General features: G+C 71.6%; 14 protein-coding genes. 2 read left to right on the top strand and 12 right to left on the bottom strand.

Annotated features, from left to right (window positions below; translation table 11 throughout):
- The first annotated feature begins 1 nt into the window (after window position 1).
- Window positions 2-736, top strand: a complete 735-nt coding sequence (larB, locus tag GWK61_RS24475; RefSeq protein WP_194911655.1) for a nickel pincer cofactor biosynthesis protein LarB — start codon at window positions 2-4, stop codon at window positions 734-736.
- Window positions 733-1989 (top strand): nickel pincer cofactor biosynthesis protein LarC, encoded by a 1257-nt coding sequence (gene larC / locus GWK61_RS24480; protein WP_323747735.1) that lies wholly within the window; start codon window positions 733-735, stop codon window positions 1987-1989. Before larB ends, larC begins: the two co-directional genes overlap by 4 nt.
- 11 nt (window positions 1990-2000) lie before the next feature.
- Here larC and GWK61_RS24485 read toward each other — a convergent pair whose 3' ends face one another.
- The 12 genes from GWK61_RS24485 to GWK61_RS24540 all read right to left on the bottom strand — a co-directional run bounded on the left by GWK61_RS24485 (window position 2001) and on the right by GWK61_RS24540 (window position 20425).
- Window positions 2001-9983, bottom strand: coding sequence for a non-ribosomal peptide synthetase (locus GWK61_RS24485; RefSeq protein ID WP_194911657.1), 7983 nt, complete (start codon window positions 9981-9983; stop codon window positions 2001-2003).
- Window positions 9984-10062: 79 nt separating this feature from the next.
- Window positions 10063-10284 carry an MbtH family protein gene (locus GWK61_RS24490; RefSeq protein WP_323747736.1) on the bottom strand — a complete coding sequence of 74 codons (222 nt, stop codon included), beginning with the start codon at window positions 10282-10284 and terminating at the stop codon, window positions 10063-10065.
- Entirely contained in the window at window positions 10284-11192 is a 909-nt protein-coding gene (prmC, locus tag GWK61_RS24495) for a peptide chain release factor N(5)-glutamine methyltransferase (RefSeq protein WP_194911660.1), read from the bottom strand. Before prmC ends, GWK61_RS24490 begins: the two co-directional genes overlap by 1 nt.
- The gene (locus tag GWK61_RS24500; protein ID WP_194911662.1) at window positions 11189-11926 is read right to left on the bottom strand and encodes an SDR family NAD(P)-dependent oxidoreductase; all 738 of its coding nucleotides are present in this window, start codon (window positions 11924-11926) and stop codon (window positions 11189-11191) included. The genes prmC and GWK61_RS24500 overlap by 4 nt, the downstream gene beginning before the upstream one ends.
- Window positions 11923-13320 (bottom strand): arylcarboxylate reductase, encoded by a 1398-nt coding sequence (locus GWK61_RS24505; RefSeq protein ID WP_194911663.1) that lies wholly within the window; start codon window positions 13318-13320, stop codon window positions 11923-11925. Before GWK61_RS24505 ends, GWK61_RS24500 begins: the two co-directional genes overlap by 4 nt.
- The gene (locus GWK61_RS24510) at window positions 13320-14393 is read right to left on the bottom strand and encodes an acyl-CoA synthetase family protein (protein WP_194911666.1); all 1074 of its coding nucleotides are present in this window, start codon (window positions 14391-14393) and stop codon (window positions 13320-13322) included. The genes GWK61_RS24505 and GWK61_RS24510 overlap by 1 nt, the downstream gene beginning before the upstream one ends.
- The gene (locus GWK61_RS24515; RefSeq protein ID WP_194911668.1) at window positions 14390-15055 is read right to left on the bottom strand and encodes an anthranilate synthase component II; all 666 of its coding nucleotides are present in this window, start codon (window positions 15053-15055) and stop codon (window positions 14390-14392) included. The genes GWK61_RS24510 and GWK61_RS24515 overlap by 4 nt, the downstream gene beginning before the upstream one ends.
- The gene (locus GWK61_RS24520) at window positions 15052-16398 is read right to left on the bottom strand and encodes an anthranilate synthase component I family protein (protein ID WP_194911670.1); all 1347 of its coding nucleotides are present in this window, start codon (window positions 16396-16398) and stop codon (window positions 15052-15054) included. The genes GWK61_RS24515 and GWK61_RS24520 overlap by 4 nt, the downstream gene beginning before the upstream one ends.
- 1 nt (window position 16399) lies before the next feature.
- On the bottom strand, window positions 16400-17608 hold the full coding sequence (locus tag GWK61_RS24525) for a DUF362 domain-containing protein (RefSeq protein WP_194911672.1): 1209 nt from the start codon (window positions 17606-17608) through the stop codon (window positions 16400-16402).
- Window position 17609: 1 nt separating this feature from the next.
- Complete coding sequence (locus GWK61_RS24530; protein WP_194911674.1) at window positions 17610-18275, bottom strand: cyclase family protein; 666 nt, start codon at window positions 18273-18275, stop codon at window positions 17610-17612.
- Window positions 18272-19312, bottom strand: a complete 1041-nt coding sequence (locus tag GWK61_RS24535; protein WP_194911676.1) for a S66 peptidase family protein — start codon at window positions 19310-19312, stop codon at window positions 18272-18274. The genes GWK61_RS24530 and GWK61_RS24535 overlap by 4 nt, the downstream gene beginning before the upstream one ends.
- Window positions 19313-19402: 90 nt before the next feature.
- Window positions 19403-20425: a TauD/TfdA family dioxygenase gene (locus GWK61_RS24540; protein WP_323747737.1), complete on the bottom strand. Its 1023-nt coding sequence runs from the start codon at window positions 20423-20425 to the stop codon at window positions 19403-19405.
- Window positions 20426-20917 lie beyond the last annotated feature (492 nt).

A 20917-nucleotide genomic window follows, 5' to 3' on the forward strand; every position in this document is an offset into this window, starting at 1 on the left:
CGTGACTGGACATAACGGGGACCAGCCCGAACGTGCCGAGCGGATCGTCGATCTCGGGGACTTCGCAAAGCTCGACGTCGACCGCGCGGCGCGCACCGGCGTCCCGGAAGTCGTCTTCGCGCAGTCCAAGACTGCGGAGCAGACGTTCGCCGCATTGCAGGGTCTGCGTAGTGCGAACCCCTCGTCCCCGGCGCTCGCGACCAGGTGTCCGCAGGCGGTGCTGGAGCAGGCCGCGCAGCGGTTCGGGGCCGACCAGGTCCTGGTGGACGAGGTCGCCGGGACGCTCACCGTCGGTCCGCTGCCGGAGCCGGTCGGCCGGGTCGCCGTCGTGTGCGCCGGGACGTCGGACCTGCCGGTGGCGCGGGAGTGCCTGGCGACGCTCGCCGTGCTCGGCGTCGGCGCGGTGTCGGTGACCGACGTGGGGGTGGCCGGGATCGCGAGGCTGTTCGCGCATCTGGACACGCTTCGGGCCAGCTCGTGTGTGATCGTCGTCGCCGGCATGGAAGGCGCCTTGGCCAGCGTGGTCGCCGGTCTGGTGGCGCCGCCGGTGATCGGGGTGCCGACGAGCGTCGGGTACGGCGTCAGCGCCGGGGGTCTGGTGGCCGCGGCGGCGATGCTCGCCTCGTGCAGCCCCGGGCTGGTCACCGTGAACGTGGACAACGGGTTCGGCGCTGCGGCGCACGCCGCAAAGATTGTGAAGATGGCGCAATCCATGCGGACGGCGGACGAGCAGTGAGCGACGGCCGCGCGGCGAGCACCGACACGCAACTGCTGGCCGCACATCTGGACTGCACGCTCGGAGTCGCCGGCGACATGCTGCTCGGCGCGCTCGTCGGCGCCGGAGCCCGGCCGGAGGCGATCACGGCGGCGATCGATTCGATGGGCATCGAAGGCATCGCAGTACGCTTCGACGACGCGCGCCGCGCCGGATTCGCCTGTAAGCGCGCCGAAGTGACGGTCCCCGCGGAGCCCGATGTCGAACGGACCCTCAGCGACGTCCTGGCCGTGGTGCGGGGCACGGTTCTGCCCCCGCGCGCGATGCGGTATGCCGAACGCGTATTCACTCTGCTCGCCGAGGCCGAGGCGACCGTCCACGGCGTCACCCCCGACGAGATCCACTTCCACGAGGTCGGGGCGTTCGACGCGCTGGCCGATGTCGTAGGGTGCGCTGCCGCGCTGAGCGATCTGGGGCTGCTGGAGGACGGCGTCGTCGTGCACTGCTCGGCTTTCGCCGCCGGCAGCGGAACGGTGCGCAGCCAGCACGGCCGACTGCCGGTGCCGGCACCGGCGGTCCTGGAACTGGCCCGGTCCGCCGGCATCGGGCTGACCCGCTCCGATCTGGCCGGCGAGCGGACGACGCCGACCGGGGCCGCGCTGGTCGCGGCGCTGGCGGTCCCGGCGCCGATGCCGGAGATGACGGTGACCGCCGTCGGCTGCGGCGGCGGCACCCGCGATTCCAGCGACGGTCCCAACATCACCCGGGTGCTGCTGGGCCGTCATGCCGGCGGCGCGACCCTGGGCACCGAGGAGATCGTCCTGGTCGAGAGCACAGTGGACGACCTCGATCCCCGGCTGTGGCCCTCGGTGCTGCGGGCGGTCCGCCAGGCCGGCGCCTGGGACTGCTGGACCACGCCGACGATCGGCCGCGACGGCCGGCCCGGCCAGACGGTGACGGCGGTGTGCGGCGAGCAGACCCGGCGCGCGGTCATCGAGGCGATCCTGCTGCACACCTGCACGCTCGGCGTCCGCTGGTCGCCCTGGCAGCGGGTGACGCTCCCCCGCCGCTCGGTGCGGGTCGCCGTCGGCGAGCCCGGCGCACGGCACGAGATCACCGTGAAGGTCGCCGAGCTCGCCGGACGGGTGATCACCGCTCAGCCCGAGCTCGCCGAGGCGGAGCAGATCGCCGCGATACTCGGCCGCTCCGTCCGGTCGGTGTGCGAGGAGGCGGCGGCCGCCTATCGGACGGCCGCGCCTCCCCCGGGAGCATGACAGGACGCTGATCACTGGCCGCCGACCGCGATCTTGGCCAGGTCGCTGACCTTGGAGCTGCGGAAGAACGCCCGCAGGTCGATCTTCAGGCCGAGCTTGGAGCGGGCCCGGCCGACCAGCCGCATCGCGAGCAGGGAGTTCCCGCCGAGCGCGAAGAAGCCCTCGTCGACGCCGACCTGCTCCACGCCCAGGATCTCGGCGAACAGCGCACACAGCTGTTCTTCCTTCTCCGTCCGCGGCGCGCGGTAGCCGGTGGTGTCGTTCTCCGGCGCCGGCAGGGCTTTGCGGTCCACCTTGCCGTTCCCGGTCAGCGGCAGCCGGTCCAGCACCACCAGCGCCGAGGGCACCATGTAGTCCGGCAGCATCCCGGAGGCGAACTCCCGGACCGCGGCCGGATCCGCCGCGCCGGTCACGTAGCCCACCAGCCGCCGGTCCCCGGGGCGGTCCTCGCGCACCACGACCGCCGCCGCGCCGACGCCGGGAGCCCGGCCCAGCACGCCTTCCACCTCGCCGAGCTCGATCCGGAAGCCGCGCACCTTCACCTGGTCGTCGACCCGGCCGACCAGGACCAGCCGGCCGTCGCGGTCCCACCGGACCAGGTCTCCGGTCCGGTACATCCGCGACCCGGGCGCGCCGGACGGATCGGCCACGAACCGCGACGCGGTCAGAGCGCCGCGTCCGACGTAGCCGCGGGCCAGGCCGGTCCCGGCGACGTACAGCTCCCCGACGACGCCCGGCGGGACCGGGAGCAAGCCGTCGTCGAGCACTGACACCCGCGTGCCCGGCATCGGCGTACCGATCGGGACGACCCCCGAAGGCGTCGGTTCCTCCGGATCGATGCGGTACTCGGTGCAGCTGACCGTCGTCTCGGTGGGGCCGTAGACGTTGAAGACGGTGACCCCGGGATGCCGGTCGCGCCATTCGGCCAGCGCGCCGCCCTGAAGCGGTTCGCCAGCGAGCAGGAGCTGTTCGGTCGGCGCGAAGTCCTCGGACAGTTCGGCCAGCACCTGCAGGTGGCTCGGCGTCGCCTTCAGGAACGTGCTGCGCCGCTGCGGCGCGGGTTCCTCCAGCGCCGCGAGCTCGATGGCTCCGCCGTTGATCAGCGGCACATAGAGCGCGGTGACGGTGAGGTCGAAGGAGACCGAGGAGTGCAGCAGCGCCGTTCCCCGGGTGCTGTCGTAGTCCTCCTTCGCGTAGGCGAGGTAGTCGGCCAGCGCGCCGTGCTCCACCATGACGCCCTTGGGCGTGCCGGTAGATCCGGACGTGTAGATGACGTAGGCCGGGTTCCGGCGGTCCACGGCCACCCCCGCCAGGTTCCCGCCGGGCTCCCGGGCCACACCGCCGGCGGTGGTCGGGTCGTCCACGACGACCCAGCGCGCGTCCAGCGGCAGGCTGTCGGCCGCGCCCGCCGTGGTCACGACGCAGACCGGAGCGGCGTCGTGGACCATGAAGCCGACGCGCTCGGCCGGATACGCGAGGTCGATCGGCAGATACGCACCGCCGGCCTTGAGTACCGCGAGCAACGCCACGAGCAGGTTCGCGCCGCGCGGCAACGCGACGCCGACCAGCCGCTCCGGGCCGACGCCGAGCGAGCGCAGATGCCGGGCCAGCCGGTTGGCCCGGCAGTTCAGCTCGGCGTAGGTCAGGCGGTCCGCTCCGCAGACGATCGCGATCGCGTCCGGGGTCCTGGCCACCTGCGCCTCGAACAGCTCCGGCAGCGACAGCGCGCCCTGCGGCACTCCCCCGTCGCCGAGCTTGCGCAGCCGTGCCGTCTCCGGCGCCGAAAGCACCGGCACCTCGCCGAGCGGAAGCTGCGGATCGGCCGCGACGGCGTCCAGGAACCGGGCGAACCGCTCGGCGATGCCTTCGGCAGTGTCCTGGTCGAACAGATCGGTGGCGAACTCGACATAGCCTTCGAGCCCGTCGGGCTGCCCGTGGCCGTCCAGCCGTTCGCGCAGCGCGAAGGTGAGGTCGAACTTCGAGGTGCCGACGCCGGATTCCCGCGACTGGACCTCGACGCCGGGCAGTTCGACCCGCAGCTGGTCGCCTTCCAGGGTGAGGAGCACCTGGAAGAGCGGGTGGCGGGAGGTGGTGCGCACCGGGTTGACCACGTCCACGACCCGTTCGAAGGGGACGTCGGCGGCGCCGAACGCGGAGACGTCCGCCTCGCGGACACGCGTGACGAGGTCGCGGAACGCCGGGTCCCCGGCGGTGTCCACGCGCAGTACCAGGGTGTTGACGAAGAACCCGACCAGGTCGTCGAGCGCGGCGTCACCGCGCCCGGCGGTGACCGACCCGATCGGCACGTCCGGGCCGGCGCCCAACCGGGTCAGCAGCCCGGCCAGGCCGGCCTGCACCACCATGAACAGCGTCGCGCGGCACTCCCAGGCCACGCGCAGCAGGCCCGCGTGCGTGTGCGCCGGAACGGCGAACCCGACGCGGCCGCCCCGGTGCGAGGCCACCGCCGGCCGCGGCCGGTCGGTCGGCAGCGCCAGCTCCTCCGGTATCCCGTCGAGCACACCGCGCCAGTACTCGGCCTGGCGTCCGATGACGCTGCCGGGATCGTTCTCGGCGCCCAGCCACTCGCGCTGCCACAGGGTGTAGTCCACGTACTGGACCGGGAGCGCGGGCCAATCGGGCGCCAGGTCACGAAGGCGGGCCCCGTAGGCGGTACCGAGGTCCCGGCCCAGCGGGCCCATCGACCAGCCGTCACCGGCGATGTGGTGCATGAGCAGCAACAGCACCTGTTCCTCGGGACCGAGCCGGAACAGCCACGCCCGCACCGGGACCTCGCCGCCCAGATCGAACCCGTGGCCGGCGGCGCGCGCGTATTCGTCCTCGAATCCGCCGGCCGTGCAGTCCACGACGGTCAGCAGGGAAGCGGGCACCGACGCCTCGTCACGGACGATCTGCCAGGCCTCGCCGTCGACGTCGGCGAACACCGTCCGCAGCGATTCGTGCCGCAGGACGACGTCGCGCAGCGCCGCGTCCAAGGCATGCACGTTCACGACGCCGGACAGGTGCAGCACCAGCGGGACGTTGTATGTCGCGACGTCGCCCTCAAGCCGGTTGATGAACCACAACCGGCGCTGCGCGAACGACAGCGGCACCCGCTCCGGACGCGGCACGGGCACCAACGCCGCGCGCGCCGATTCCGCCCCGGCGAGCGAGCGTGCCAGACCGGCGACCGACGGAGCCTGGAACAGGTCGGCGATCCCGACCTCGACGCCCAGCACCGACCGGACGCGAGCGATCAGCCGCATGGCCAGCAGCGAGTGCCCGCCGAGCTCGAAGAAGCTCTGGTCGACGCCGACCCGGTCGACGCCCAGGACCTCGGCGAACAGCGGGCAGAGCACCTCCTCGGCCACGGTGCGCGGGGCGCGGTATCCGACCCCTGATCCGTAGACCGGGACGGGCAGGGCCCGGCGGTCGACCTTGCCGCTGACGGTCAGCGGCAGCCGGTCGAGCACCATCAGCGCCGAGGGCACCATGTAGTCGGGCAGCAGGCCGGCGGCGAACTCGCGCACGGCCGCGGCATCGACGGCGCCGGTCACGTACCCGGCCAGCCGCCGGTCCCCGGGGCGGTCCTCGCGGACCACGACCACCGCGGCGGCCACGCCCGGGGCGCGGCCCAGCACGTCCTCCACCTCGCCGAGCTCGATCCGGAAGCCGCGGATCTTCACCTGGTCGTCGGCCCGTCCCAGGAACCGGAGCTGGCCGTCGCGGTCCCACCGCACCAGGTCGCCGGTCCGGTACATCCGGGTCCCCGGCGCCCCGAACGGGTCCGCGACGAACCGCGAGGCCGTCAGACCGACGCGTCCGACGTATCCCCGGGCCAGACCGGCGCCCGCGACGTACAGTTCCCCGACCACGCCGGCGGGAACGGCTGCCAGGCCGTCGTCGAGCACGTACAACCGGGTGCCGGTGATGGGCTTGCCGATCGGCGGCGTCCCCACGCCGGACAGCGGTTCGCTGACCGTCGCGTAGACGGTGATCTCGGTGGGGCCGTAGGCGTTGATCATGCGACGGCCGACCGACCAGCGGGCGGCGAGTTCCGCCGGGCACGCCTCGCCACCCACGATCAGCGTCTGCAGATGCGGGTGGTCCTCCGGGCGCAGCGCCGCGAGCGCGGCCGGCGTGATGAGGGCGTGGCTGACCCGATGCTCGATCAGGAACGCGCCGAGGGCTTCGCCGTCGGTCGGGCCCGCGGGCGCGATGGCCAGCGTGGCGCCGAGCGGCAGTGCCATCTGGAGTTCCATCACGGAGGCGTCGAAGCTCGGCGAGGCGAAGTGCAGGACGCGGCTGTGCTCGGTGATGCCGAACCGGTCCGCGTGGGTGCGCACGAGGTTGGTGATGCCGGCGTGCGCCACCAGGACGCCCTTGGGCGTCCCCGTCGATCCGGAGGTGTAGATGACGTAGGCGGCGTTCGCGGGTGTCAGGAGCCTGTGACGCTCGGCGTCACCCGGGTTGATGTCCGGCTCGGCATCGATCGCGAGCAGCGCTTCCGGCGCGTCGAGCACGAGCGTGGGCGCCTCGGTGATCGGCAGCCGGGCTGCGAGCGCCGCGTTCGTCAGCACCGTCGCCGAGCCGGAATCCTGGAGCATGAACGCGATCCGCTCGGCGGGGCTGTCCGGGTCGACGGGCAGGTAGGCGGCGCCGGTCTTGGACACGGCCAGGATCGCGACGGCCAGCTGCGCCGAGCGCGGCAGGACCACGGCCGCCACGCGTTCCGGGCTCAGGCCGGAGGCGATCAGGCGGTGCGCCAGCCGGTTGGCCCGACGGTTCAGCTCGGCGTAGGTCAGCCGGGTCGCGCCGTCGATCAGCGCGACCGCGTCCGGGGTCCTGGCGACCTGGGCTTCGAAGAGCTGCGTCATGGTCGCGGCCGGTTCGGGGGTGCCGCCGTCCCCGGCGACGAGCAAGTCGCGCCGTTCCCGGGCGGACAACACCTCCACCTCGCTGAGCCGGGCCCGCGGGGCGGCGGCCACCGCGGTCAGGAACTGCGCGAAGCGCGCGGCGAGGGCTTCCCCGGTCTCCCGGTCGAAGAGGTCTGAGGCGTACTCGACATAGCCGTCCAGGCCGTCGGGCCGCCCGTCGTCGTCGAGCAGTTCCTGCACGGAGAAGGTGAGGTCGAACTTCGACGTCCCGGCCCCGGCCGCGCGCACCTCGACGTCGATGCCGGGCAGGACCACGCTCAGCGGATCGTTCTGCTCGAAGGCGAGCATCACCTGGAACAACGGGTGTCGAGCCGACGAGCGTGCCGGGTTGACAGCCTCCACGATCTGCTCGAACGGGACATCCTGGTGCGCGAAGGCCGCCAGGTCCACGTCGCGGACGCGGGTGACCAGGTCGCCGAACGCCGGGTCCCCGGCGGTGTCGACGCGCAGTACCAGGGTGTTGACGAAGAACCCGACCAGGTCGTCGAGCGCGGCGTCGCCGCGTCCGGCGGTGACCGAGCCGATCGGCACGTCCGTCCCGGCGCCGAGCCGGGTCAGCAGGCCGGACAGGGCGGCCTGGACCACCATGAACAGGGTCGCCCGGCAGGACGACGCCAGCTGCGACAGGTCGGCGTGCACCTGCGGCGACACCTCGAACGCGGCCCGGCCGCCGCGGCGCGAGGCCACCGCCGGGCGCGGCCGGTCCGTCGGGAGCATCAGCTCGACGGGCACGCCGTCCAGTGCCTTGTGCCAGTACTCCGTCTGCTGGGCGATCATGCTGGCCGGATCGTCCTCGGAGCCCAGCCGTTCCCGTTGCCACAGCGTGTAGTCGATGTACTGGACCGGCAACGGCGGCCAGTCCGGAGCCGCGCCCCGGGTGCGGGCGGCGTAGGCGGCGCCGATGTCCCGGCCGAGCGGGCCCATCGACCAGCCGTCGCCGGCGATGTGGTGCAGCACCAGCAGCAGCACCGATTTCTCGGCGGGCAGCTGGAACAGCCAGGCCCGCAGCGGCGGTTCGCCGGCCAGGTCGAACCGGTGGGCCGCGGCGCGGGCCAGCGCGTCCGGCAGCTCGCCGGCGGTCGTGCGGACCACCGACAGCCGCGGCTGCGCCTCGTTGCCGCGCAGGACGACCTGGACCGGCTCGCCGTCCACCTCGTCGAAGACGGTCCGCAGGCTCTCGTGGCGGGCGATCACGTCGTGCAGCGCGAGTTCCAGGGCCGTGACGTCGAGCACGCCCGACATGTGGATCTCGTAGGGCAGGTTGTAGCTGGAGTTCGGGCCTTCGAGCCGGTCGACGAACCACAGCCGACGCTGTGCGAACGACAGCGGCACCCGGTCCGGGCGCGCGGTCGGCACCAGCGCCGCGACCGCCGCGTCCGCCCGGCCGACGACGCGCGCCAGACCGGCGACAGTGGGCTCTTCGAAGAGATCCGCCACCCCGATCTCGACGCCGAACTGCGACCGCAGCCGCGCCACCAGGCGCATACCCAGCAGCGAGTGGCCGCCGAGGTCGAAGAAGCTCTGGTCCACGCCGACGCGGGGCAGTCCGAGCACGTCGGCGAACAGCGCGCACAACCGCTCCTCCACCTCGTCGCCGGGCGCCTGATAGGCGGAGGTGTCGTGGTCAAGCGCGGGCGCCGGCAGGGCTTTGCGATCCACCTTGCCGTTCGCGGTCAGCGGCAGCCGGTCCAGCACCACGACGGCCGAGGGCACCATGTAGTCCGGCAGCAGGCCGGCGGCGAACGCGCGGACCTCCGCCGGCTCGGCGGCGCCGGTCACGTAACCCACCAGCCGCCGGTCCCCCGGCCGGTCCTCGCGCAGCACCACCACGGCGGCGCCGACGCCCGGGGCCCGGCCCAGCACGCCTTCCACCTCGCCGGGCTCGATCCGGAAGCCGCGCACCTTCACCTGGTCGTCGGCCCGCCCGACGAAGAGCAGCCGGCCCGGGCCGTCGCCGCGCACCAGGTCTCCGGTGCGGTACATCCGCGCCCCCGGCGCGCCGAACGGGTCCGCCACGAACCGCGACGCCGTCAGGCCGCCCCGGCTCACGTATCCCCGCGCCAGGCCGGTGCCGGCGATGTACAGCTCCCCCACGTCACCGGCGGATACCGGGTGCAGCTTCTCGTCCAGCACGTACAGGTCGGTGTCGTCCAGGCCGGCGCCGATCGGCACCGTCCCGTCGCCGTCGAACCGGTCGCGCATCGGGAAGCAGGAGGCGAACGTCGTCGTCTCGGTGGGACCGTAGCCGTTGACCACGGCGACGCCTGGGCAGTGTTCGAGCACTGATCGGACGGCCGCGGGCGACACGACGTCGCCGCCGGTCCACACCTCGCGCACTCCGGCGAACACCGCGGGGTCCTGCTCGACGACCGCGCTGAACATGCCCGCGGTCAGCCACAGCGCCGAGACGTCGCCTTCGGCGAGCACCTGCCGCAACGCCGGGGCGTCGAGTATCGCAGTCTCCGGGATGACCAACCGGCCGCCGGAAAGCAGGGGGACCCAGAGCTCGTAGGTGGTCGCGTCGAAGGCCGGCGCCGAGTGCAGCAGCATGCAGCCGTGCGCACCGCGGGAGAACGCGGTGTCCGCCGCGAGCGCCGCGACGCTGCGGTGCGTCACCGCCACCCCGTTGGGCAGACCGGTGGTGCCGGAGGTGAAGTTGATGTAGGCGAGCTGTTCCGGGTGGACCGGTACATCAGGGTTCTCGGTCAGTCCGCCGGGGACCAGGACGTCCGCCTCGGCGATGACGTGCCGGATGCCATAGCCCTGCACCACCGCGTCGATGCGGGACTGCGGGGCGCGGACGTCCAGCGGGACGTAGACACCCCCGGCCTTGACGATGGCCAGGATCGAGACGACGGTGGCGGCCGAGTGCTCGGCGCGCAGGGCGACGAAGGTCTCCGGGCCCACCCCGGCCTCGATGAGCCGATGGGCGAGACAGTTGGCGCGTTCGTTCAGCTGTCCGTATGTCAGTCGTGCCGTTCCATGGACGACGGCGATGAGGTCGGGCGTGCTCGCCGCTTGTCGCTCGAACAGTCGGGGCAAGGATGCTGGTTGAGGCATGGTTGTTCCTCTGCGAAATCTGTATCTGCTACAAGATCTGTATCTGCTACAAATCCGTGGCTCAGTGGTCGGCGAACGGTCAGTCGCCGCGGACGCCGTCCATGGCCCGGGCAAGGCTCGCCGGCCGCATGTCGGTCCAGTTCCGGTCCACGAAGTCGAGACACGCCTGCCGGCTGTCCTCGGCGTGGGCGGTCTGCCAGCCGTCCGGCACCGCGCGCGCCGCCGGCCACAGCGAGTACTGGGCTTCGTCGTTGACGAGCACGAGGAAACGGCCGTCGGCGTCGTCGAAGGGGTTGGCCATCATTGCTCCCGGATGATTCGGTTCGGATCGTGGTCGGGTCGTTCGGGTTCGGGTCGCTCGGGTTCGGCACGCCGGGCGACCAGAACTGCGTCGTCGACGGTCTCGTGGTCGGCGACCTGGCTCCAGGCCGCGTCGCCGAACATCGCCAGGACGGCTTGGACCTGGTAGGGGCCGTGTTCCAGGAACAGCCAGCCGCCGGGTGCCAGCAGCCGGCGCGCGGTCCGCTCCACGGCCCGGACCACGTCCAGACCGTCCGGGCCGCCCCACAGGGCCAGCGCCGGATCGTGGTCGCGCACCTCGGGCATCCCGATCGCGCGGCCCACCGGGATGTACGGCGGGTTCGCGATCACGACGTCCACGAGCCCGTCGAGTTCGGGCAGCGCCGTGGCCACGTCGCAGCACTCGAAGGCCACCTTCACCTCCGCCGTGGCGGCGTTGCGGACAGCCAGATCGCAGGCCTGCCCGGACAGGTCGACCCCGGTGACCGTCGCGCCCGGCACCTCGGCGGCGACGGTGATCGCGACCACGCCCGAGCCGGTGCACAGATCGACTACGCGCGGGGTGGCCGTCGGCAAAGCGCGAAGCCGTTCGACGACGCGCGCGACCAGTTCCTCGGTCTCCGGCTTCGGGACGAACACCCCGGGCTCCACCAGGAACCGCCGTCCGCAGAAGTACGACGCGCCGACGATCAACTCCACCGGCTCGCGGGCGACGCGGCGATCGACCAGCGCCCAGAACTCCGCGGGCACCGGCACCTCGGAGTGTGCGCCCACCGCGTCGGGCGTGGTGCCCAGCGCGTAGGCGGCCAGGCTCACGGCGTCGCGCTCGGCGGTCGGCACGCCCGCGGCGTCGAGCATCGCGTGCGCCCCCTTGATCGCGGACCCGGTGCTCAGCCCACTGGCGGTCATCGCAGCACCCGCCCGCCGTCGATGACCAGGGTCTGGCCGGTGACCGCGGACATCCGCGCGAGGTCGAGCACCGCGTCGGCGACCTCCGAGGGCTGGACCACGCGGCGCAGCGCGGTGGCGCCGAGCAGGCCCGCCAGCACGTCCGGGCCCAACTCGTCGGTCATCGCCGAGGCGACCGGCCCCGGCGCGACGCAGTTGACCCGGATGCCGCGCGGGCCGAGGTCCCGGGCCAGAGACCGGGTCAGCCCGAGTACGGCCGCCTTGGCCGCCGCGTAGTGCGGACCGAACGAGCCGCCGGTGAACGCCGCGGCGCTGGAGATGGTGACGATCGAGCCGCCGGCCTTCTCCAGGTGCCCGAGCAGCGCCTTGGTGACGGTGAACGGGATCTCGACGTTCAGCTGCATGCACTCGCGCCACTGCTCGACGGACAGGTCCTCCACCGGCACCGGACGTGCCCCGCCGACGGCGGCGACCAGCAGGTCGATGCCGTTCCACGCCGCCGGCACGCTCTCGACCAGGCTCGCGATCCCCTCCGGCGTCCGCAGATCGGCCTGGACGGCGGTCACGCCGTCGTCCGACCAGGAACCGGCCCGGCTGTGGGTGTGCGCGAGGACTTCGGCGTCGGCCCGCCGGCAGCCGGCGACCACCGCCGAGCCGAGGTCGCCGGACGCGCCGAGCACCACCACCCGTTTGACGCTGTTCTGTCTCTCGTTCTCGATCGCGGTCGCTGTCACGGCCGGACTCCTTGATCTTCTGATGCGGGAACGGTCCCCGGTTGTGGCACGAAGCCCAGATGTGCCTTGGGTTCGAGCAGGAAAGATCTGAGGCTGCCGTCGTGCGGCAGGCCCGGAAGGGTGTGCCAGGGCTCTGTCAGGCCGGTGACGACGCGCCGGACGGTCGGCTCGGCCAGCGCCCGGTCCGCCAGGACCGGATCGGTGCCGAGCAGGTTGAGCACAAGGCTGTCGCGCAGCGGACCGAGCGAGCCGTCCCACGGCGCCACGACGACGAACGGGAACGGCAACTCGGTGCCGACCAAGGGATGTCCGGCGTCGGGGGCCGACAGGACGACCGGTCGCGCAGCGATCGAGCCGTCGGGCAGCGCCAGGAACGAACCGCCGTCGTAGCGGTCGCGGCTGTGATCGACGAACCCTGAGAACTGCGCCAGCGACTGCTGCAGTCCGCCCACCCGATCGACGCCGAACCTCGGCGGATCCGCATAGCCGGCAAGGCGTTCGGCGAGCCGGTCTGCCAGCCGCCCCGGATCGCCGCAGGTGAAGACCGCCGAGATGTTGGTGCACCGGACGCCGCCGTCCCCGGCGATCGCCCGCGCCAGATGGTCGATGACAGCCGCGTCCCCGGGCCGCACGGACTCGCCGACGGCCGCCTTCGACCGCCCCGGCCCGCGGACCAGCACGTCCGACCGGCCGCCCCAACGCCCTACCGCGTCCGGACCGCCGTAGACGATGGACAACGGCGCGGACTTCACCAGATGGGAACTCACCGCGTGGTCCCCGGGAAGCACCGCGAGCCGGTCCGCGGGCAGCCCGGCCGCGAGCAGCGCCGCCGCGATACGAAGCGGCGTGAAGGGATCGCGGCCGCCCGGACGGACCACGACCCGATAGCCGTATGACAGAGCCCTGACCCAGGTCAGATGCGGCTCGGAATGGTTGCTGGCGGCCACGACCCCGATGACCGGCGCGCGCGGTACCCACACCACGCGGTGTCCGGGCCCGCTGTCCGGGGCCGGACGCTCCGCGGCATCAGCCGTGCCGAGCTGCCGCAGACCCTCGGCCAGCGCGGCGAGTCCGTCCTCGACGACGCTCGGCGGCAGACCTGTGGCCAGCGCGGTCGATCGGATGTACGCGGCAGGGTCCAAGCCGTCGAGATCCGCCGACTCCAGCACCTTCGCGGCATCATCGAACAGCTGCTGCCCGACCGGCCGGGCCGGTTCCGCGGCCCGCATCCGGTCCAGCACGGCCTGAACAAGCAGCGGCGGCACGTACTCGACCTCGGCGATCGGCTCGCCGGTCACCGCCGTCAGCACCCGACGGTCAACGGCCGCCGGGATGCCGGGCCCCGTCACCGCGGCCAGCCGGCGTGGCCCGCCCGAAGCATGCAGTGCCGCCATCAGTAGACCCCCTCGATCACCGTCGCGCCGCCCTCGCGGTACGGCGCCACCTCGGCGAGGCCGTCGAGGCCGCCGTAGAAGGAGCCGTGCGTGGGCGCGACGCGGATCGCCGAGTCGCGCTCAAGCACGTTCGGCAGGAACATCTCGCGGGTGATCAGGTGCACCAGGACACGTCCCCGCTCGCCGTAGGCGACCGCGTCGCCCGCGGCGTCGACCACCTCGACCACCGCGCGCGGCCAGAACGGCTGGAAGACACATGCCTGCTTGTCCTCCGCGACCGGTGGCCGCTGCGGGGCGATGCCCATCAGGCTGTTGCCGTAGATGCCCGTGACCACCGCCTCGGGGAAGTAGTGGTCGCGCACCATCCTCAGGCTCGACTCGTCGAAGCTGGTCCCGCTCCAGATCAGGCCGGTCAGCCGGCTGGCGAGCCGTTCGCGCAGTTCGGTCCGGGCGCACAGCGCCTCCAGGACCGCGGGCGTGATGAACAGGACCCTGATGTTCTGCGTGGCCGTGACCAGCTCCACCTGGTCCAGGACGTGGTCGATGTACTCCTCGGCCAGCTCGGGCCGCCCGGTGCGGATCATCCGCTTGACCCACCGCGGGTCGAAGTCGATCGTGAAGCAGACGCCGCCGCGGGTCTCGGCCAGCCGCCGCATCGAGCGGCCGACGATGTGCGGGCCGGTCGGTCCGACGTGCAGCCAGTGGACGTCCCGGGGGAAGGCGTGCTCGTCGAACATCCGGTCCACCCACGGGATCCCCTCGGCCCGGCTGCCGGCCTCGATGATCCGCTTCGGCGTGCCCACGGTGCCGCCGGATTCGTAGACCTGGAACGGCCGGCCGCGGCAGCCTTCGGGAAGCAGGTCGTCGACGGGGACCGTGCGCAGTTCCGCACTGAGGTCGGGGAACCATCTGAGGTCCGCCAGGGTGGCGATGTCGGCGAGCGGGTCGAATCCGAGCTCTGCGACCCGGCTGAGCCAGAACTTCGAGCCGGTCGCCGGGTCGAAGTGCCAGCGCAGGATGTCCTGCAGATGCGGCGTGAACTGGTCGGTCGGCGAGGTGGTGTCGGCGGTCATCGGACGACCTGCCCGATGCCTGCGGCCGAACCAACCTGGTCCGCCGACTCGGCCGGCTCAGCAAGCTCGGCCAACTCGGACAGCTCAGCCAGATCGGCCGGCCCGCCGAGCGCGTTGGCGACGATGCGCAACCCGTGCTCGGTGAACAGGGATTCGGGATGGAACTGAACCCCTTCGATCGGCAACTCGCGGTGCCGCACACCCATGATTTCTCCGTCCGATGTCCGGGCGGTCACTTCCAGCTCTGCCGGAAGCGACGACTCGTCGATGACAAGGGAGTGGTATCGGACCACTTCGAAAGGATCTGGCAGGCCGGCGAACACCCCGCGGCCGTCGTGGAAGACCTGCGAGCACTTGCCGTGCATCGGCTGCCTGGCGTGCGTGATCTTCGCGCCGAAGGCCTGACCGATGCACTGGTGTCCCAGACAGACCCCGAAGACCGGGATCCGGCTGCCGAGGCGGCGGACCACCTCAAGGGAGATGCCGGCCTGGTCCGGCGCACAGGGCCCGGGCGAGACGATGACCCGGTCCGGGGCGAGGCGTTCGAACTCCTCGACCGTCACCTCGTCGTTGCGCAGGACCCGGCAGCGGTGGCCCAGCCGGCCGGCGTACTGGACCAGGTTGTAGACGAACGAGTCGTAGTTGTCGACGACCCCGATCACCGGACCGCCCCTTCCAGATCGAAGCCGATGGCCCGGGCGACGGCGGAGAGCTTGGCCAGGCACTCGTGGTGTTCCTCGGCCGGATCGGAGTCGGCGACGATCCCGCCTCCGGCCTGCAAATGCGCGCGACCGCCCTGCAACACCAGGCTCCGGATGGTGAGGAAGAGGTCGGCGTGCTCGGCGCCGAAGCTCCCGACAGCACCCGAATACAGTCCTCGGACCGTGGGTTCGAGCTCGTCGATGATCTCCATCGCGCGCACCTTCGGCGCCCCGGTCATCGTCCCGGCCGGGAAGGTGGCCCGGATCAGGTCGTCGGGCCGCAGCCCGGCCGCGGTCTCGCCGACCACGTCCGAGGTGAGGTGCATGACCCGGGAGAAGCGCTCGACCGCCATCAGCCGGGGCACCGTCACCGTCCCGGGACGGCAGACCCGGCCGAGGTCGTTGCGTGCGAGGTCGACCAGCATGCGGTGCTCGGCCTTCTCCTTCTCCGAGTCCCGCAGGTCGGCTTCGTTGCGGGCGTCGGCGTCCGGGTCGGCACCGCGCGGGCGGGTGCCGGCCAGCGGGCGGATCAGGCCTCTGCCTTCGGCCATCACCACGCACGGCTCCGGGGAGCAGCCGACGGCCTCGAAACGCGGTCCGCGGTACCAGAACTGGTACGGCGAGGGGTTGCCGGCGACGAGTTCGCGATACGCCGCCAAGCCGTCGATCTCCGCCTGGACCGAGATCGCAAGCGAGAGCACGACCTGGAAGACGTCGCCGTCGACGATGTACTGCTTGGCCCGCCGTACCGCCGCGACGTAGTCGTCGTATTCCAGACTCACCTCGGCGGCGCCGAACGCCCCCGACGACCGAAGCTGTGGCGCTTGCCTGTCCAGCGCGCGCACGGCGTCGTCCGCGACCCGCTCGGCGTCCTCGGGAGTGCGGCCGCGACCGATGACCACCGTGCGGCCCGGCTCGAAACGGACAAGCGTCTCGGGCAGGAAGAACTCGTACCGCGGCAGCGGACCGTCGGGCCGGGCCGGGAGGCGTTCGACGTCGCGGGCCGCGTCGTAGCCGAGGAATCCGACCCAGCTCTGTTCACCGAGGGACTCGGCTCCGGCGAACGTGAGCGAGGCGAGGAAGTCCACGGCGGCGGTCAGGCCGTCGCCGCAGAAGGCCAGTTCGCCGACGTGGAGCACCGGGACCACGTCCGGTTCGGCGGAACTGGTCAGCATGATCCTGCGGTCGTCGCGCAGCGCACCGGCCGCCGCGATCGGGTCAATGGCCTGAGGTAGAACCCTGACATGTCGGCAGAGCACGTCGCCCTTGCTGATCGAGCTCTGGATCGAGCCGGAACGGTACATCTCAGCCACCCTGGACCGCGGAGGCGTGGACCAGGCCGGCCGGCACCCGGAACTGCGTCCGCTCGTGCGCGGAGACGTCCTTGCCCATGGCGTACCGGAATCCGGCGATCTGGATCGCGCGCGGCGGGCAGCCCTCGATGTAGACGCCGAGGTCCCGGCTCTCGTAGAGGCAGTTCCCGACCAGCACGACGGCGCCGACCAACGGCGGCGTGGTCGTCATCGGACCGGCCAGCACCGTCATCTCGCCGTCCCACTCCAGGAGTTCGGAGCGCAGCGCGACCATGGCGCCGGCGATGTAGCGGCGACAGGCCGGACAAGCCCGGTCGGCGTGGATGTGGATCCCGGGACGCGGGGCGACGATCTCCAGCGGCGCCTTCTCCATGTCGAACCGGATCGCGTCGGGATCGGTGCCGCGCAGTTCGATGTCGGCGAGGTCGAGCGGTCCCATGCCGCGCTGGTGCGCGTCGCGCAGATACGCCACGGAACCGGGGTCGAACCCTGCGATGGACCCCACAGCGACGTCGAGCGCGACGGCGTTGCGGCTGGCGGCCAGGAACCCGACCTCGCGGGCCCGGCCGGCCATCGGGTAGTTGCCCTCGATGACCGTCGTGCCGTCACAGACCACGAGGTCTTGGTGGCGGAGCAGGTTGAGGTCGACCGTGGACTCGTCGACGCCGGCCATGTGCACGATCCGGGTGGTGTAGCCGGGAAGCAGGCCGACGAGGTTCTTCATCGCGTTGGAGTAGACGACGCTGGCGTGCGTCCGCAGCTGCGGGACGCCGATGAAGTAGTCGCAGTCCAGCACCAGGTCCGGTACGGCGATCGGGACCCGCAGCGAGGTCGCCGCCGGGATCGCGGCCACCCGCAGCGGGAGGTCGTCCAGGCTCACCACCCGGGCCCAGCGGTGCACGGGATGGTCGCGCAGGACCTCGTAGATGTTGGCGGTCCGCTCCGCGACGGTCGGGCGCGCGCCGTGGTCGGCGACCCGGCGGGCCAGCGCGGCGAGCAGGTCGGCGTTGACGGCGAACCCGGGCTGGGTCTGGAACATGTTGGGCTTGATGAGGACTTCGTCGCCCTCGCCGAGCTCCGACAGCGGCTCGCCGAGCAAGGACAGGAGCTCGTCGAGGGCGGCGGAGACGGCGTCAGCGGTCGGGCGCGCGCCGGGATGGGCGAACGCGACCGGCGTGCGGGTGTTGCTGGCCTCGGACATCTCAGTCCGCCTCGATCGCGATCACCCGGGCCGGGGCCGCCTCGGAGTCGCGCACCTTGATCGGCAGCGCGTAGAGCTGGACGACCTGCCGGGTCAGCTCGTGCATGTTGGTCAGGTACTCGGCGATCGGGATGCCCGCGGTCAGCAGCGTGAGGTGCACCGGGGACGTGCCGTCGCCCGGCCGTTCGGTGAGGCAGTCGATGCCGACCAGGCTCGCGCCGTTGTCCACGGCCCACTCGGCGGCCGAGGGCGCCAGGTAGGGCGGGACGTCCCAGTAGTCCGGCCGGCCCCAGGCCCGGCTCACGTAGTCGGTGCGGACGAGCAGGCGGTCGCCGCGCTGCCAGATGTCGCCGACGCGCTTCTCGATGTCGTCCCCGGTGATCGGGGTGAGGTTCGCGACATGGGAGAGGTCTGCGACGCAGGCGCGGCCGACGAGCGTTTCGAGGGGGACCGCGTCGATCCCCTCGGCATCGGGGAAGAAGTGCAGGCGGTATTCGATGTGTGTGCCGTTGTGCGGGAACAGGTGCAGCTGCGAGAAGGTGCGGGTGGTCGGCGCCGGGTCGGTGTCCGGCGTCATCCGGCGCTCCAGGCCGAACTCCGGGAACCAGCCTGCCGGGTACGCGGGCATGCCCTGGTAGAAGCCGTGGGTCAGGTCGACGATTCTCATGCTTGTTCTCCTTGTTCGCGGTGGGGCTCGCGGCGGCGGGGAAAGCGGAGCCCGTCGAACTCGCCGAGGACGACGGTCGCGCCGTAGGGGACCAGCCAGGACGGACACAGATGGCTGATATCGGCGTTGACGAGCACGGGGTAGGTCGTGCCGGGCAGCAATTCCGCGAGGAGCCCTGCGACCTCGCGTGCCCACTCCTCCGCCGGCACGATCTGGTTGGCGCCGACGACCATGCCGGCCAGCTTCGTCAAGTCCGTGCGGTCGGCGAGGCCGGCGAGCAGGTCGCGTACCGGGATCTCGTTGTAAAGGTTGACGTCCCAGAACAGCACCGAACCCTCGGTCTGGAGACCCCACTCGGTCACGAGCTCCGACAGCAGCGGCAGCGCGGCTCCCACCAGGGGGCCTTCGGCGCGGCCGCGCCGGATCCAGTCCAGGCCGCCCGGCCGGTCACGGACACGCTGCCGGTGCTGGACGTCCGGATTGATCCAGCTGTACCACTGGCTGGTGCGCGAGGGCACGGGCTTGCATATCAAGTCCGCGTCGGACATCACCGCTTTGCGGAAACTGTCGAGCGTCTCCGGGAAAGGACCGCCGACTTCACCCAGCTGGTGCAGGTACGTATAGCCGTAATAAGTGACGAGTCCGACTTCGGACAGCAGGAACTGATTGAGAAAGACGTTGTCGCTGTATCCGATGAACGCCTTGGGATTGCTGCGGATGACATCCGCGTCCAGATAAGGGATGAGTTCGACGCTGCCCTCACCGGCGTCCCCGCAGAAGACGCCGGCGACGCTCGGGTCGGTGAAAGCCGCCATCAGGTCGGCGGCGCGCTCCTGTGCGGAGCCGGCCCTTCCGCCGTCTTCGGAGACGGCGTAGACGTTCTCGCCGTAGGAGACTTTGAATCCGAGCTCTGACAAGGTCTGCTCGGCCCGGACGACACGCTCGGGGCAGTAGACGATGTCGGGCAGAGCGGGACTCACGACCCTGATGTCGTCGCTCGCGGCCAGCGGTGCGGGCAGCAAAAGGCGTGGTGGCACTGGCACATTCCTCCAGACAGGACTGTGTTGCGCGTGGCGGCGATGCGCGCCACGATGCGTCGGGTCCGCCGTCTGCCGGCGGTACCCGCGTCAGCCGGCGAAGCCCGCCAGCGGCTGCACGGTGGGCCGGCAGTCGGCCAGCGCCACCGGATCCCCCATCGCGACCAGGATCTTGCGGTCGCCCTTGAACGCCTCCCGGCCGTGTGCCGCGAGGATGTTGTCCACGATCATCACGTCCCCCGGACGCCACGACTCCCGGACGGTGGCGGCCCGGTAGGCCTCGTCGATGACGCGCACGTCGGCCTCGTCCAGCGGCTCCCCGGTCCCGAGGACGGTGTGGTACGGGAAGTTGCCGGACCCGCCCAGGGCCTCGCTCATGATCTCCCGCACCTCGGGCTCCAGCGACCACTCGTTCCAGAAGACGGCGTGGTTGAACCACACCTCCTGCCCGGTGCGCGGATGCGTGATCAGCGCGGAGCGCCGCTGGACCGTGCGCAGCCCGCCGTCCTCGTCCCATTCGTGCGCGATGAGGTTGGCCTGGCAGTACTTTGCGACGTCGGCCGGATCCTCGGAGGCGAACGCGGTCGTCCAGCCGAGCCCGAAGTCCTCCCGGTAGTTGCGCACCAGGGCCCAGCCGTGCTCCCGGAACCGGTCGAGCAACGCGGCCGGAATCGCCTGGCGCACCTTGCGGACGTCGGTGACCGGGGTCGCCCCGCCCTCCTCGGGCGCGATCAGGCAGCAGAAGAGCAGCAGGCCGGGGAACGTCAGGGTGTAGCTGTTCTCGTTGTGCGGCCGGATCGACTGCGCCGGCGGCAGATCCGTCGAGGAGTAGACGTCGGCCCCGAAGTGGCTGCGCGGCGTGGCGTTCTCCCGGTACTGGGCGCGCTCGGTGATCACCGCGTCGCGGACCCGTGCGAAATCCTCGGCGGAGCGCACGGGCAGCCCGCGCAGGAAGACGGCCCCGTGCTCGTCGAGCCCGGCGCGCAGCTCCTCGCGGTGCGCCTGGAGCCAGGCGCAGGCGTCGTCGATCGTTTCCACCGGTATCTCGACCAACGCCGGGTGTCCCGGCTCCGTCTTGAAAGACGGCAGGCGGCCTGCGTCATCGTTTACCACCACTTTCTCCTTTCCATAGGGCTAGACGATAAAAGCCTGTCTTGGACGGGTACCTTTCGGTATAGGTGAAACAACCTCCGTACAAGACCTATCCGTGATCGAGCACTGATGTCCGCGCATGCGTCATTGGCCCGGCCTGATGGCATTAACAAGGTTAGAAAACGGTCGCCGCAGGCAAACCCGTAGGACTACCTGCATTTGGCGACCCTTAGGAGCAAACCCGTGCGGCCCCGAGCGAGTCAGGGTTCGAAGGATGAGGGGGTCTGACAGTGGATGTACTTACGGTGCGGCGTTGAACCAACACGCCAGCACGACCGTTGCGCCACGCGGGGATTCAACGGTTTGCCGCCATCGCGCGGTAAATCAGTGCTCTGTCTTTATTGAAGGCCTAGTCGGACAACAGTTCACTGAGTCGCCGGGCGTCGATGTTCCCGCCGGACAGCACGATGCCGACCCGGTCGCCGACGCCTGCGTCGGCCCCAGCCCCCACCC

Origin of the sequence: Catenulispora rubra (assembly GCF_015356825.1) — a bacterium.
In the GTDB taxonomy this organism is placed as follows: domain Bacteria; phylum Actinomycetota; class Actinomycetes; order Streptomycetales; family Catenulisporaceae; genus Catenulispora; species Catenulispora rubra.

Excerpts from the sequence above, each read along its gene's own strand:
- GWK61_RS24485 (WP_194911657.1), bottom strand. The coding sequence starts at position 9,983 with ATGCCTCAACCAGCATCCTTGCCCCGACTGTTCGAGCGACAAGCGGCG.
- GWK61_RS24490 (WP_323747736.1), bottom strand. The coding sequence starts at position 10,284 with ATGGCCAACCCCTTCGACGACGCCGACGGCCGTTTCCTCGTGCTCGTC.
- prmC (WP_194911660.1), bottom strand. The coding sequence starts at position 11,192 with ATGACCGCCAGTGGGCTGAGCACCGGGTCCGCGATCAAGGGGGCGCAC.
- GWK61_RS24505 (WP_194911663.1), bottom strand. The coding sequence starts at position 13,320 with ATGGCGGCACTGCATGCTTCGGGCGGGCCACGCCGGCTGGCCGCGGTG.
- GWK61_RS24510 (WP_194911666.1), bottom strand. The coding sequence starts at position 14,393 with ATGACCGCCGACACCACCTCGCCGACCGACCAGTTCACGCCGCATCTG.
- GWK61_RS24520 (WP_194911670.1), bottom strand. The coding sequence starts at position 16,398 with ATGTACCGTTCCGGCTCGATCCAGAGCTCGATCAGCAAGGGCGACGTG.
- GWK61_RS24525 (WP_194911672.1), bottom strand. The coding sequence starts at position 17,608 with ATGTCCGAGGCCAGCAACACCCGCACGCCGGTCGCGTTCGCCCATCCC.
- GWK61_RS24530 (WP_194911674.1), bottom strand. The coding sequence starts at position 18,275 with ATGAGAATCGTCGACCTGACCCACGGCTTCTACCAGGGCATGCCCGCG.